Consider the following 14,060-nt stretch of genomic DNA (forward strand, 5'->3'; position numbering starts at 1 on the left):
CGCCCCGCCACCCGTCCGCGAACGACCTCCTGGAGCCGCCTCGTGCACGACGACCGCAGCATCACCGAACACCGCCTCCGCCGGGTCCTGGGCGAGCGCATCCGGCCCGCCGTCCACTCCCGCCCGGTCCCCCTCACCGTCGAGCGCTGGGAGGCCCCGGGCGAGCCGGTCCCGGTCGCCGAGGCGCTGGCCGCCCCGTACGGGCCCTGTGCCGCCGGCGACGCCTGGGGGCCGGCCTGGGGCACCACCTGGTTCAAGGTCACCGGCGAAGTCCCCGCCGACTGGGCGGGCCGTACCGTCGAGGCCGTCCTCGACCTCGGCTTCGACCGGATGATGCCCGGCTTCCAGTGCGAGGGACTGGTCCACCGGGCGGACGGCAGCGAGGTCAAGGCCCTCAATCCGTACAACGACTGGGTGCGGGTGGCCGACGCCGCGGCGGGCGGCGAGCGGGTCGAGTGGTACGTCGAGGCCGCCTCCAACCCCGTCCTGGTCGAGCACGCCCCCACCGCCGAGGGCGACCGGCTGACCAGCGGGGACCGGCCGCTCTACCGGCTGGCCCGGATGGACCTCACCGTCTTCGAGGCCGAGGTCTGGGAACTCGTGCAGGACCTCGACGTCCTCGCCGGACTGATGCCCCAGCTCGGCGAGGACGACGCACGGCGCTACGAGATCCTGCGCGCCGTCGACTCCGCCCTCGACGAGGTAGACCTCGGCGACGTCGCCGGGACGGCCGCCGCCGCCCGCGCACGCCTCGCCGGGGTGCTGGCCGCCCCGGCGAACGCCTCCGCGCACCGGATCAGCGCGGTCGGCCACTCCCACATCGACTCGGCCTGGCTCTGGCCGCTGCGCGAGACCGTGCGCAAGGTGTCGCGCACCACCTCCAACATGCTCGCCCTGATGGACGAGCACCCCGAGTTCGTCTTCGCCATGTCGCAGGCCCAGCAGCTCGACTGGGTCAAGACCCACCGGCCCGGACTCTTCGAGCGGGTCAAGAAGAAGATCGCCGACGGGCAGTTCGTACCCGTCGGCGGCATGTGGGTGGAGTCCGACACCAACATGGTCGGCGGCGAGGCCATGGCCCGGCAGTTCCTCTACGGCAAGAAGTTCTTCCTGGACGAGTTCGGCATCGAGACCCGCAACGTCTGGCTGCCCGACTCCTTCGGCTACACCGCGGCGATGCCGCAGCTGGTCAGGCTCTCCGGAGCGCAGTGGTTCCTGACCCAGAAGATCTGCTGGTCCCAGGTGAACCGGTTCCCGCACCACACCTTCTGGTGGGAGGGCATCGACGGCACCCGCGTCTTCACGCATTTCCCGCCCGTCGACACCTACAACAGCGACCTCGGCGGCGCCCAGCTGGCCCACGCCGCCCGCAACTACCGCGAGAAGGGCCGGGGTTCGCGCTCCCTGGTGCCCTTCGGCTGGGGCGACGGCGGGGGCGGCCCCACCCGCGAGATGCTGGCCCGGGCCGGGCGCCAGCGCGACCTCGAAGGCTCCCCGCGCGTGGAGATCGAGCGGCCCGACGCCTTCTTCGAGAAGGCCCGCGCCGAGTACGAGGACGCCCCCGTCTGGGCCGGCGAGCTGTACCTGGAGCTCCACCGCGGCACCTACACCTCGCAGGCCCGGACCAAGCAGGGCAACCGCCGCAGCGAGTCGCTGCTGCGCGAGGCCGAGCTGTGGGCGGCCACGGCCGCGGTCCGCGTACCGGGCTTCGGCTACCCGTACGAGGACCTGGAACGCATCTGGAAGACCGTCCTGCTGCACCAGTTCCACGACATCCTGCCCGGCTCCTCCATCGCCTGGGTGCACCGCGAGGCCCGCGCCACCTACGAGGAGGTGCGCGAGGAGCTGACCGCGATCACCCTCGCGGCGCAGACCGCCCTCGCGGGCGCGGGCGAGGAGGAGCTGGTCTTCAACTGCGCCCCGCACGAGCGGCGCGGCGTCCCGGCCGGCGGCGCGGGCCGCCCGCGCCCGGCCGAGCAGCCGGTCACGGTGGAGGAGCGGCACGGCGGCGGGCACGTCCTGGCCAACGGGCGGCTGCTGGTGGAGGTCGACGGGCGGGGCCTGATCGTCTCCGCGTACGACCTGGAGGAGGGCCGCGAGGCGCTCGCCCCGGGCAGTGCCGCGAACCTGCTCCAGATCCACCCCGACTTCCCCAACATGTGGGACGCCTGGGACGTCGACGCCTTCTACCGCAACAAGGTCACCGACCTCACCGCCGTCGACTCCCTGGAGGTCACCGGGGCGGGCCCGGACTCCTGCACCGTCACGGTCACCCGCTCCTTCGGCTCCTCCACCGTCACCCAGGCCGTCACCCTGCGGGCCGGGGCCAAGACCGTGGACATCGCCACCGACGTGGACTGGCACGAGACGGAGAAGTTCCTCAAGGCCGCCTTCCCGCTCGACGTCAAGGCCGAACGGAGCGCCTCCGAGACCCAGTTCGGGCACGTGTACCGGGCCACCCACACCAACACCTCCTGGGAGGCCGCCAAGTTCGAGATCTGCGCCCACCGCTGGATCCACGCCGGGGAACCGGGCTGGGGCGTGGCGCTGCTCAACGACTCCACGTACGGGCACGACGTCACCCGCCGGATCCGGGAGGACGGCGGCCAGACCACCACCGTGCGGCTCTCCCTGCTGCGGGCCCCCCGCTACCCGGACCCGGAGACCGACCAGGGGCGGCACACCCTGCGCTTCTCCCTCGCGCCCGGCGCCGGCATCGGGGACGCGGTGCGCGAGGGGCACGCGTTCAACCTGCCCGAGCGGATCCTGCGGGGCGCGGGGCCGGTGGCCCCGCTGCTGGCCGTCGACCACGACGCGGTGGTGGTGGAGGCGGTCAAGCTCGCGGAGGACCGTTCCGGGGACGTGGTCGTCCGGCTGTACGAGTCGCGGGGCGGCCGGGCGAAGGCCGTGCTGAGGCCCGCCTTCGCGGTCGCGGAGGCGGTGGAGAGCGACCTCCTGGAGCGGCCCCTGGCGGGCTCGGCGGTCGGCGCCCCGGCCCCGGACGGCGGGGTCGCCCTCACCCTGCGCCCGTTCCAGATCGTGACGGTCCGCCTCCGGCGCGGGTGAGGGGTGCGGAGCCGGGCCGGCGGCGGTCCGGCTCCGCCGCGTTCATCCGGTCGGCCGAGCAGCGCAGGCCGCCGGGGCTCCGCCGGGCAAGGCTGTGGTGAGGACCACCACCGCACAGACGAGGACCGCCCCATGTCCCACCGCCGACGGATCAGCACCATCGTGGGGGTCGCGGCACTGCTGCTGACCGCCTCCGCCTGCTCCGGCCTGGGCCGCAGCACCGTGGGCATGCTCACGTTCCGCGGGCACGACTCACCGGTCGAGCTGAGCTACTCCAACACCCCGGTCAAGGGCTGCCACAAGATCCGCATCCCGAAGGGGGCCACCCACGTCGAGAACAACACCCTCGTGGACATCGTCCTGTACCGGACGGAGAACTGTGGCACGGCCGAGGCCGGAGGGGCCGAGGGCGCCGAGGGCGTCTACGTGGCGACCACGCTCTCGAACGTGACGGCCCCGCACAGCCTGCCCTGGCGCAGCTTCCGGGTGATCCACTGACGGCCCCGGCCGGCACGGCGGCGTGAACTGCGCCACACCCGCGGCGGTGCGCGCCCCAGGGTCCGGGAATCCCGGCCCCCGGGGCGCGCAGCCGGTTATGCACTTAGTTGCAAAACCCGGCCCTCCTCGCTAGAACAGGTTCATCACCCCCGCGCGAGGAGGCGCCCCCTCATGAGTTCCCAGAGCCGGTACCCGCACCTGCTGAGCCCCCTGGACCTCGGCTTCACCACCTTGCCGAACCGCGTGATCATGGGGTCGATGCACACCGGCCTCGAAGAGCACGCGCACGGCTTCGAGCGCCTGGCCGCCTTCTACGCCGAGCGCGCCCGCGGCGGCGCCGGCCTGATCGTCACCGGCGGCATATCGCCCAACGACGCCGGGCGCCCCTTCGAGGGCGGCTCCCGCCTCACCACCGAGGAGGAGGCCGCCGAGCACCGGGTGATCACCGACGCGGTGCACGCGGAGGGCGGGAAGATCGCCATGCAGATCCTCCACTTCGGCCGCTACGCCTACCACAAGGACCTCGTCGCCCCCAGCGCGATCCAGGCCCCCATCAGCCCCTTCGTCCCCAACGAGCTCACCGACGCCGAGGTCGAGGCCACCGTCGAGGACTTCGTCCGCGCCGCCCGCCTCGCCAAGCTCGCCGGCTACGACGGCGTCGAGATCATGGGCTCCGAGGGCTACCTGGTCAACGAGTTCATCGCCGCAGCCACCAACAAGCGCACCGACCGCTGGGGCGGCGCGTACGAGAACCGCGTGCGCTTCCCGCTGGAGATCGTCCGGCGCACCCGCGCCGCCGTCGGCGAGGACTTCATCCTGATCTACCGGCTCTCGATGCTGGACCTGATCCCCGGCGGCTCCACCCTCGACGAGGTCGTCCACCTCGCCAAGGAGATCGAGGCGGCCGGCGCCACCATCATCAACACCGGCATCGGCTGGCACGAGGCCCGCATCCCCACGATCGCCACCTCCGTCCCGCGCGGCGCCTACACCTGGGTCACCAAGCGGCTGATGGGCGCGGTGAGCGTGCCGCTGGTCACCAGCAACCGCATCAACACCCCCGAGAAGGGCGAGGAGATCCTCGCCGACGGCCGCGCCGACCTGGTGTCGCTGGCCCGCCCCTTCCTCGCCGACGCCGACTTCGTAGCCAAGGCCGCCGCCGGGCGCTCCGAGACCATCAACACCTGCATCGGCTGCAACCAGGCCTGCCTCGACCACACCTTCAGCGGCAAGATCACCAGCTGCCTGGTCAACCCGCGCGCCTGCCACGAGACCGAGCTCGTGCTCTCGCCCACGCGCACCAAGAAGCGCGTCGCCGTCGTCGGCGCCGGCCCGGCCGGCCTCGCCTGCGCGGTCACCGCCGCCGAACGCGGCCACGCCGTCACCCTCTTCGAGGCCTCCGGCCACATCGGCGGCCAGCTCGACGTGGCCCGCCGCATCCCGGGCAAGGAGGAGTTCGAGGAGACCATCCGCTACTTCGGCACCCAGCTCACCGCCCGCGGCATCGACGTCCGCCTGGACACCCGCGCCGACGTCGACACCCTGCGCGGCTACGACGAGGTCGTCGTCGCCACCGGCGTCACCCCCCGCACCCCCGCCATCGAGGGCGTGGACCGGGACAACGTCGTCAGCTACCTCGACGTACTGCGCGACGGCGCCCCCGTCGGGCAGCGCGTGGCCGTCGTCGGCGCCGGCGGCATCGGCTTCGACGTCGCCGAGTACCTCACCGACAGCGGCGAAGGCGCCTCCCAGGACCCCGAGGTCTACTTCCGGCACTGGGGCGTCGACACCGCGTACGCCGGCCCGGGCGGCCTCACCGCCCCCGAGCGTCCCGCCGCCCCCCGGCAGGTCACCCTGCTCCAGCGCAAGACCACCAAGGTCGGCGCCGGCCTCGGCACCACCACCGGCTGGATCCACCGCGCCGAACTCAAGCACCGCGGGGTCGTCTCCGTCGCCGGGGCCACGTACGAGCGGATCGACGACGAGGGCCTGCACATCACCGTCGGCGGCGAACCGCACCTCGTGCCCGCCGACACCGTCGTCCTGTGCACCGGCCAGGAACCGCGCCGCGACCTGTACGAGGCGCTGCGCGCCGAGGGCGTCGAGGCGCACCTGATCGGCGGCGCCGACGTCGCCGCCGAACTCGACGCCAAGCGCGCCATCCGCCAGGGCACCGAACTGGCCGCCTCGCTCTAAGGGTTGCCGTGGCTTGTGGCGGCCCGCTCCGGGCCGCCACAATCACCGGGTGACGTTGACACCGGCAGACGCGGACAAGATCCTCTCCGACAACTTCGCCCCCTGGGTGCTGGCCCTCGGCCTCACCGTCGAGGAGACCGGCGAGCGGCACGCCGTGCTGCGGCTGCCCTGGTCGGACGCCCTGGCCCGCGACGGCGGCGGCCTGTCCGGCCAGGCCCTGATGGCCGCCGCCGACACCGCCACCGTCATCGCGATCTCCGCGGCGCGCGGGGCGTACGGCCCGATGACCACCGTCCAGCAGTCGACGAGCTTCCAGCGTCCGGTCGTCGCCGCCGACGTGCTGATCGACGTACGCGTCACCAAGCTGGGCAAGCGCATGGCCTTCGCCGACGTCACCATGACCCCCGCAGGGGCCGCGGAACCGGCGGCGAAGGCCTCCACGGTCTACGCCCTGCTCGGCTGAACCGGCGGCGTCAGACCCCGCGGCGTCAGACCCCGCGGCGTCAGAACCGCCCCGGACCGGCCGGGAACGGCAGCGGCTTCGGCGCCGGCGAGGCGTCCTGCCGCTGGGCCGGGGCCGGGGCCGCCTCGCAGGTCACGTCCCGGTCGGGCAGCCGGCCCGTGGCCAGGTAGGAGTTGACCGGCGCGTTGGCACAGGAGTTGGGGTCGGCCAGGTACACGCCGTGGCCCTCCCCGCCCTTCGCGAGCACCATCCGCGAACCCTTCAGGGCCCGGTGCAGCCCCTGCCCGCTCACCAGCGGGGTCTGCGAGTCCCACTCGTTCTGCACGGTCAGCACGTTCGCCCGGGTCTTCATCGGGGTGGCCGCCTCGGCGGGCCGCTGCCAGAAGGCACAGGGCTTGATGTTGGAGGCGATGTCCCCGTACAGCGGGTACCGGGCCTTGTCCCGGGCCGCGTCCCGCGCGTACTGGCCGGGATCGCGCGGCCAGGCGCCGGTGTCCCCGCACAGCACGGACCAGAACACGGCCGTGCCGTTGTCGGAGGCCGGCTCCGGGGCGCGCAGCAGTTCCTTGAGGTCGGGCACGGCCGCGCCGGCGGGCTGCGGCGCCCCCTCGGCGGCCGCCTTCAGCGCGGCGACGAGCGGCGCGGCCTGCTGCGGGTAGAAGAACAGGGCGCGCGCGGAGCGGATGTCATCGCCCGTCAGCTTCATCCCCTGGAACTCGATCGGCTCGCGGTCGGCGCGGGCCACCAGCCCCCAGAACGTCGCCGACACCGCCTGCGGCGTCGCACCGAGCCGGTACTCGCCGTCGCGCTCAGCCGTCCACCGCGTCCACCGGGCGAAGGCGGGCTCGGCCTCGGTGGCCCACACCTGGATCATCCCGCGCCAGAGCAGCTGCGGGTCGACGCCGCTGTCGAGGACGAAGCGGTCGGTGCGGGACGGGAACATCTGGGTGTAGACCGCGCCGAGGTAGGTCCCGTACGAGTAGCCCACGTAGGAGATCTTCCGCTCGCCCAGGGCAGCGCGGATCGCGTCCATGTCGCGGGCCGTGTTGCGGGTGGTGATGTGCGGGAGGACCGAACCGGCCTTCTCCCGGCACTTGTCCGCGACGGTGCGCGCCCAGGCGACGTCGGAGGGGAAGGTCTCGGGGCGGTACGCGCGGTCGAAGTTCTGCTCCGCCTCGTTCAGTCCGCAGCTGATCGGGCTGCTGGCGCCGACGCCGCGCGGGTCGAAGCCGATCAGGTCGTACCGCTCCCTGACCTCCTTCGGCATGGCCTCTTCCATCATCAGCGGCAGGTCGAGCCCCGAGCCGCCGGGTCCGCCCGGGTTCAGCAGCATGACCCCGTGCCGCTTGGCCCGGTCCGGGCTCTTGATCCGGGATATGGCGAGGTCGAGGGCCGTGCCGCGGGGGCGCTGGTAGTCGAGCGGCACCTTGATCGTCGCGCACTCGTACGCGGCCGGCTGGTCCGGGCTGCAGCGGTGCCAGGAGGGCTGCTGCGGCTGGTAGTCGGAGGGGGCCGGGGCGGCCGCGGCCTGGGTGGCGGCGAGCAGGGGGAGGGAGGTCGCGAGGAGTCCGGCGGTGGCGAGCAGGGGCGTGAGCCGTTTCATGCGCACGGAGAGCCGTTCCTTTCGGAAGAGGGGCGGTTCCGTGCCACCTTGGAGCAAGCGGGCGGTGGGGCGAATCATCCCTGAGGGCGGCTCCCGTACTCCTCCGTGCAACTCGCGAATGAGGGAAATTCCGGACAACTGGCCGACTCGCCGCGTCTGTTGGAGGATCCCGTGAGCCGCCGCGGACTCAGTGCCCGGTGTGCTCCTCGCCCGTCTCCAGCGTGCCGCCGAGGCGTTCGCGGAGCGCGGTCAGGGCCTCGGGCGACTGGGCGGTGACCACCCAGCGGTTCCCCACCAGGTAGACCCCGCCGTACACCCGGGTCTCCGCCAGCCAGGAGCGCAGGCCCTCCTCGGCGGCGAAGGTGCTCAGGCGGTAGGCGCCCTGTCCGGTCGCGCACGCCCCCTGGCGCAGTTCGTCGGCCTCGGTGACCGACTCGGCGGTGCAGCCCAGGGCGGAGGCGAGCTCCTCCAGCGTGGCGGCCTTCCCGGCCGGGCCCCGGCCCGCGTGGGCCGCGTGGGCCGGAGCCCCGGGCTGCGCGGGCGGTTCCGTGGCGCAGCCGCCGGCCAGCAGCGCACCGCCCAGCGCGGCACAGGTCGCGAGGAGGCGGAGGGTCGGGCGGTCGGACGGGGGCATGGCGACCTCACTGGAGGGGACCGGCGGGGAAGGGGGTGTGGTGCCCGGCGGGGAGGGGAGGGGGACCGGGCACCACGGTTCATGGGTGTCGCGGCCGGCTCAGCCGGCGGCCTTCGCCTTCTTCCCCTTGTCGGTGACGGCCCACCAGAGGTCCTGCTTGCCCTGCCCGTTGACGTCGCCGGGCGCCTTGTCACCGGTGAACGTGTAGACCGGCCAGCAGTCGATGGTCAACTGCTCCGTGCCGTCGGGCCTTTTCACCGAGCCGATCAGTTTGGGGTCGATTCCCGACACCTGCGTCTTGTCGACGAGCGGAGCGGGCTTCCAGGTGTCCGTGCAGGCATCCACGCAGCCGATTTTCATCGGCCAGGCGCTGTCCTTGTCGAAGCGGTACAGGGTCCAGCCCTCCGCATTCTGGACGATGTTTCCGAGCTTGGCGTCCTTCCGTACCGAAAGCGCGACCTTCGCCGCTTCCTTCGCCCCTTCCTTCGCTCCTCCTCCCTGTTCCATTCCGTGTCCCTGCATTTCCGTACCCGTACCGGTGCCCGCTGCCGCTCCCTTTCCGGCAGCGGCCCATTTCCCGTCGGGTCCCAGGACGTGCCAGGTGCCGCCGACGCCCTCGCCGAGGGCGTCGCCCGCCTTGGTGTCCTTGGCGTAGCGGTACACCGGCCAGCCCCCGAGCGTCAGCTGCTTGCTGCCGTCGGCCCGGGTGACCGAACCGAGGAGGGCCGCGTCGACGCCCGCCCCCGCCGAGGCGTCGTCCGCCGGGACCACCGGCCAGGCCTTGGCGCAGTCGCCCTCGCAGTTGGACTTGGGCGGCTTCGCGGTGTCCTTGTCGAAGCGGTAGAGGGTGAACCCGTCGCCGTCTGCGACCCCGGAGCCCACGTTCGCCATCTCCCGCACCTGGAGCTTCCCGGCCGGCCCGCTCTGCCCCCCGCCGCCCGCCGGGTTGGCGCCAGATCCCTCGCCGTAACCCGATCCGGATCCCGCCCCGTATCCCGAACCGCCGTCGGATCCGTATGCGCCGAGCTGCTTTCCCGAGCCCGCCGGCTGGACCGCGTCCGCTTTCGAGGAGGGTTTGTCGGCCGCACCGCAGCCGGCCGTCAGCAGCAATACCGCGACCGCCGACCCGGCGATTATCTCCCGGCGCATTGTCTTCACGATCTCTCCTTGGGATTCGGTGCCGTCGTGCTCTTTGCCTGTGTTCTCTGCCTGCGGTCATTGATACGGGGAGAACGGCGGCCGGAGCTGATATCCGCGGGAATTTGTCAGATCGCGCCAAGAATGAACTCGGAGGCGTCCCGCACTCGTGCGCCCGCTCATTCCTGGATGCGCAGCGCGAGGGCCGGGCAGCGCCGCACCGCCCGCAGCGCCTTGGGCCGCAGGTGGACCGGCACCGGCATGGACGCCTGCGCCGGGAAGCCGTCCGCGTCGAGCCGTACGACGTCGGGCAGGACGTCCACGCACAGCCCGTGCCCCTTGCACAGGGTCCAGTCCACCACCAGCCGCTCCGGCGGGCTCTCGTCCAGCGGCAGCGGCAGCGCCCCCGTGATCCGCCGCCCGCAGCCGCTGCCGAGGGCGTGGTCGCGGAACTCCTCGGGGAACGCGGCGAGCGCGGAGGCCACGAAGTGCGAGGTGCCGTCGGGATGGCTGCACGCACCCCGCCCCCGGACGGCCCTCAGCCGTGCCTCCACCGCGTCGAGGGCACCGCGGCCCCCGCCCCGCACGGCGTCCTCCAGTACGTCGGCCAGCCCGGGCAGGCCCCGTACGCAAGGCCCGCACTGCCCGGCCGACTCCTTCGCCATCCAGCGCGTCACCCGCGCGACCTCGCCGGCCGGACAGGTGTCCTCGGGCAGCGGCAGCACCGCCCCCGCCCCCAGCACCGCGCCGAAGGCGGACAGCGACCCCCGGGACACGTCCGCCGAGCGGGCCGCCCCCGGATCCAGCCAGCGGCCGTGGTACCCGCCGACCAGGACGCCCTGCCCGGTACGGGTGCCGCACAGGTCGAGGATGTACGCCAGCGAGGTCCCCGTCGGGGTCTCGACCACCGTCTGCCCGGCGACGGTCAGCAGTACGGTGCCCGGCTCGGACGGCAGCCCGGCCGAGCGGTAGTCGGGGGCGCCCATCCGGGCGGCGACGGCGAGTTGCGCGTAGGTCTCGGTGTTCGACAGCAGTGTCGGCACCCCGCCCAGCCCCCGTTCGCTGGTCCGCACCCGCCGCCCGGACGGCAGTGCCGCGCCCCCGTTGAGCCCGCCCACCATGGCGGTCCCCTCGCCCGTCACGAACCGCTCGGGCAGCCGTGCCACTCGCACCCGGCGGCCGCCCGGCCCCCGTTCCGCGACGGCGTCCCGTACCGAGCGCTCCACGTCCGCCCGGGTGACCGCCACCACCACCTCCTCCGCGCCGACCGCGGCGGCGGCCAGCAGGGCGCCGTCGAGCACCAGGTGCGGGGCGTGCAGCAGCAGCGCCTTGTCCTTGAGGCAACTCGGCTCGCCCTCACTGCCGTTGACCACCACGGCCGTCGGCCCCTCCCGCTCCCGGGCGGAGGCCATGACGGCCCGCAGCTTCCGGGCGAAGGGGAAACCGGCTCCGCCGCGGCCCCGCAGGTCGATGTCGGCGGCCAGGGCGACGAGTTCGTCCGGGGCGTAGCGCGGCAGCGGGCCGTGCGCCGCCAGATGGGCCTCGCGGTCGAGCCGCGGGTCCCGGTCCAGGCCGGCCAGCAGCCGGGGGGTGCCCACGCAGCCGAGGCCGGGGCGCGCGGGTCCGCTCACGACCACCGGTCCCCGTCGCCGATCGGCCCGGAGCGCCGGTCGGCGCCCGGGCCCGCGGCGGCCGCCGCGTAGGGTGCGCGGCCGGCCCGCGGCGGCCCCGCCGCGGGCCCGGAGGCCGGGCTCCTGCGGGGCCGTACCAGCAGGTCGGCCAGCGGCACGTCCTGGATGAAGAACGGGCGCACGCGCGCGGGTCGGTCGGGCGCGTCCCCGGCGCCGGCGCTCTGCGGGACGGACGGCTGCCAGGCGGCGCCCAGCCCGCGGGCCCTGAGCCGGAAGGCGAGCAGGGCGATCACCCCGGCCAGGCACAGCCCGTAGGCCGCCGTCACCCAGGTGTCGGCGGCGCGGCCGGCCTTCAGCCCGTGCAGCAGCGACGCGCCCCACGCCGGGTACGCGCCGATGTGCAGGGCCCGCCACCAGAGGGAGCGGCTCTTGGTGGCGAACACACTACGCAGGGCTCCGGAGGCCGCCACGGCCACGAAGAGATATCCGGCCAGGGTGCCCAGGCCGATGACGACGGGTCGGTCCGTGTCCGCGAACGGCACCGCGGCGGCAGCGGCGTCGGCCTGCTTCCCGGCCACCTTGACCCATATGTGCAGGCCGAGGAAGCCCAGCCCCGCCACGGCGAGGCCCCGGTGCACGCCCTGGGCCAGCAGCCGGTGGCCCGACCCGAGCAGCACCCGGTCGGTGGCCACCAGCCCCCACAGGACGGTGGAGGTCAGGCAGACGAGCGACAGCACGCCCGCGCCGAAGTCGAGGAACTCCCACAGGCGGGTCAGGGCGCCCGCGCGGGCCGCCACGAGGAGCGAGACGAGGGCCGCGCCGGCGGCGCACAGCGCGCTGGGCCGGAGTCTTCCCGCGGAGGGCAGCAGCGAGGGCCGCCGGACGGCCCGCCGCCCGGCGGCCGGAGCCGCGGCGGCGGCCTCGGCCGCGTGGCGGCTCCTGCGTCGTGCCCTGTGGGAGCGGGGTATGTGCGGCTGGGGCAGGGGCATGCGGTTCTCCTGAGCACCCGGGCTCCGAGCGGTCCACCTCGCGCTCGGCGCCCGGGGGTTGGGGGACGGTGACGGCCGGCAGCGCTGCGAATTCCCGCGCCGGCCGAGGGGCTCGGGGGCCGGAGTGCAGCAGCATCGTGGAGCTACGCAGCATCTCCACAGGATTTATCGAAACGTGATAATTTCTCGCACCGCGTCTACAGCGCATCGAACAACCCCGGAAGATTCCCCTCCAGTGGAGGTTGCGACAGGCCACCGCCTCATCGGCCATCCATGCGTCCCCGGCGGCAAAAACAAGGCAAACCCGTGGGACCGAAAGTGGCCGGAACCCTCCAGAAGGGGACGCGGTGGCTGCAACTCTCTTGGCAGACAGGGCTGTTGGCGAAACCGGCGGCCCTGGCGGGCCTGTCACCCCTGCACCGGACAGGCCTCACCCCGGCAAGAACGAGGAAACGATGTGCGAACTTCTGAACCGCATCTGGTCCCGCCCCCGCGGAGAGTGGACCCGCGTCCTGCGCAGGGAACTCCCCGCGCTCGCCGCGGAGATAGTGGAGGAGCTTCTGCATGGAATTCCGGAATTTTCCGCCCTTGTCGATGACAACGATGCCATCGACGACGATCTGCTCAGGCTGAGGGTGGAAGAAGCCCTTCTCTCCGCCCTCGGCTACCACGACGTCCAGGACCAGCACGACCACGACCACGACGACCGCGACGACCGCGGCCCGCACTGCGCGGACCCGGTGCCGGACCCCGTGGAGGAGCCCGTGCCGGAACCCGCCGACCGCCACGACGGCCGCGTCGAGGAACCGCGGGGAGCCGTGCGGGAACACGTACGCGAACCCGCGCGCGAGCACGGTCACGAGCGCCCCGACGCCGGCCACGCCCCGGGCCACCCCCTCCGGCAGCTGCCCGCCGCCCCGCCGGACCGGGCCCGCCAGGAACTCTTCAGGGCCCTCACCGACGACCGGACCGCATGCGACGGCTCCCTCGCCGAACTCGCCGAGGCCGCCCACTGGCCCCTCCCGCCCGCCGTACGGGCCGTCGCCCTCGCCACCCCCGGCGAGACGCAGCAGCTGGCGGCCGTCCTCGACGACGCCCTCGCCGGCATGTTCGCCGGCCGGCCCTGCCTGCTGCTCCCCAGCCCCGACCCCGACGCCCGCGCCGCCCTCGAAGTCCCCCTCCGCGGCCGGTTCGCGGCCGTCGGCCACGCCGTCGCCCCCCGCGACACGGCCTCGTCGCTGCGCTGGGCGCTGCGCCTGCTGACGCTGACGCCGCACCGCGGCGGCCTGGACACCCGGGCCGTCTTCGTCGACGACCACCTCTCGACCCTCCTGCTGCTCCAGGACGAACCCCTCGCCCACGCCCTGGCCGCCCGCTGGCTCAAGCCCCTCGCCGACCTCACGCCCCGTCAGAGCGAACGGCTGGAGGTCACCCTGCTCGCCTGGCTGGAGGGCGGCGGCGCCCCGGAGGCGGCCAAGGCCCTGAGCGTGCACCCGCAGACCGTGCGCTACCGGATGCGCCAGCTGGAGAAGCTCTTCGGGCCCGGACTGCGCGACCCCCGGACCCGCTTCGAACTGGAGATGGCCCTGCGCAGCCGCCGGCTGATGGCCCAGGTCCGCCGCCAGAACCCGCGCACCGGCCGCAGGAACGGACGGGTGGTCACCGCCGACTTCACCCCCCTGGTCGTCGGACGGATGGCCCGCGTCAACGGACTCTGAGCCGAGCGCCCGCCGGGAAGGCGGGCACACGAAGGGCGGTGGGGGGGGGGGGGGGGGGGGGGGGGGGGGGAGGCGGGGCGTTTTCTTTTTCTTTCTTTTTCGCTGGGTGTGCCTTTGTTTCGGGT

At 73.7% G+C, this 14,060-nt stretch carries 10 protein-coding genes; 5 read left to right on the forward strand and 5 right to left on the reverse strand.

Annotated elements, in window-relative coordinates; all coding sequences use genetic code 11:
* The first annotated feature begins 42 nt into the window (after positions 1 to 42).
* From AC07A6_RS21220 to AC07A6_RS21235, 4 genes are all read left to right on the forward strand, one after another.
* Complete coding sequence (locus AC07A6_RS21220) at positions 43 to 3,066, forward strand: alpha-mannosidase (RefSeq protein WP_478778098.1); 3,024 nt, start codon at positions 43 to 45, stop codon at positions 3,064 to 3,066.
* A gap of 132 nt (positions 3,067 to 3,198) precedes the next feature.
* Positions 3,199 to 3,564, forward strand: a complete 366-nt coding sequence (locus tag AC07A6_RS21225) for a hypothetical protein (RefSeq protein WP_478778099.1) — start codon at positions 3,199 to 3,201, stop codon at positions 3,562 to 3,564.
* Positions 3,565 to 3,735: 171 nt separating this feature from the next.
* On the forward strand, positions 3,736 to 5,760 hold the full coding sequence (locus AC07A6_RS21230) for an NADPH-dependent 2,4-dienoyl-CoA reductase (RefSeq protein WP_478778100.1): 2,025 nt from the start codon (positions 3,736 to 3,738) through the stop codon (positions 5,758 to 5,760).
* 49 nt (positions 5,761 to 5,809) lie between these two features.
* Positions 5,810 to 6,223, forward strand: coding sequence for a PaaI family thioesterase (locus tag AC07A6_RS21235; protein WP_362469448.1), 414 nt, complete (start codon positions 5,810 to 5,812; stop codon positions 6,221 to 6,223).
* Positions 6,224 to 6,263: 40 nt separating this feature from the next.
* Here the strand turns inward: AC07A6_RS21235 and AC07A6_RS21240 are convergent, their stop codons facing one another.
* From AC07A6_RS21240 to AC07A6_RS21260, 5 genes are all read right to left on the reverse strand, one after another.
* Positions 6,264 to 7,832 (reverse strand): alpha/beta hydrolase, encoded by a 1,569-nt coding sequence (locus AC07A6_RS21240; RefSeq protein ID WP_386274771.1) that lies wholly within the window; start codon positions 7,830 to 7,832, stop codon positions 6,264 to 6,266.
* 181 nt (positions 7,833 to 8,013) lie between these two features.
* Positions 8,014 to 8,460 carry a hypothetical protein gene (locus tag AC07A6_RS21245; protein ID WP_362469451.1) on the reverse strand — a complete coding sequence of 149 codons (447 nt, stop codon included), beginning with the start codon at positions 8,458 to 8,460 and terminating at the stop codon, positions 8,014 to 8,016.
* Positions 8,461 to 8,559: 99 nt separating this feature from the next.
* Complete coding sequence (locus AC07A6_RS21250) at positions 8,560 to 9,609, reverse strand: SCO0930 family lipoprotein (RefSeq protein WP_362469471.1); 1,050 nt, start codon at positions 9,607 to 9,609, stop codon at positions 8,560 to 8,562.
* A 167-nt stretch (positions 9,610 to 9,776) separates the two neighbouring features.
* On the reverse strand, positions 9,777 to 11,228 hold the full coding sequence (locus tag AC07A6_RS21255; protein WP_362469459.1) for an NADH-ubiquinone oxidoreductase-F iron-sulfur binding region domain-containing protein: 1,452 nt from the start codon (positions 11,226 to 11,228) through the stop codon (positions 9,777 to 9,779).
* The gene (locus tag AC07A6_RS21260; protein WP_478778101.1) at positions 11,225 to 12,217 is read right to left on the reverse strand and encodes a hypothetical protein; all 993 of its coding nucleotides are present in this window, start codon (positions 12,215 to 12,217) and stop codon (positions 11,225 to 11,227) included. Before AC07A6_RS21260 ends, AC07A6_RS21255 begins: the two co-directional genes overlap by 4 nt.
* 455 nt (positions 12,218 to 12,672) lie before the next feature.
* On the opposite strand from AC07A6_RS21260, the gene AC07A6_RS21265 reads away from it, so the two are divergent.
* Positions 12,673 to 13,935: a PucR family transcriptional regulator gene (locus AC07A6_RS21265; protein WP_478778102.1), complete on the forward strand. Its 1,263-nt coding sequence runs from the start codon at positions 12,673 to 12,675 to the stop codon at positions 13,933 to 13,935.
* Positions 13,936 to 14,060 lie beyond the last annotated feature (125 nt).

The organism is Streptomyces sp. NPDC044002 (genome assembly GCF_056434525.1).

Coding starts and splice junctions, on each gene's coding strand:
- AC07A6_RS21225 (WP_478778099.1), top strand. CDS start 3,199: ATGTCCCACCGCCGACGGATCAGCACCATCGTGGGGGTCGCGGCACTG.
- AC07A6_RS21230 (WP_478778100.1), top strand. CDS start 3,736: ATGAGTTCCCAGAGCCGGTACCCGCACCTGCTGAGCCCCCTGGACCTC.
- AC07A6_RS21245 (WP_362469451.1), bottom strand. CDS start 8,460: ATGCCCCCGTCCGACCGCCCGACCCTCCGCCTCCTCGCGACCTGTGCC.
- AC07A6_RS21250 (WP_362469471.1), bottom strand. CDS start 9,609: ATGCGCCGGGAGATAATCGCCGGGTCGGCGGTCGCGGTATTGCTGCTG.
- AC07A6_RS21260 (WP_478778101.1), bottom strand. CDS start 12,217: ATGCCCCTGCCCCAGCCGCACATACCCCGCTCCCACAGGGCACGACGC.
- AC07A6_RS21265 (WP_478778102.1), top strand. CDS start 12,673: ATGTGCGAACTTCTGAACCGCATCTGGTCCCGCCCCCGCGGAGAGTGG.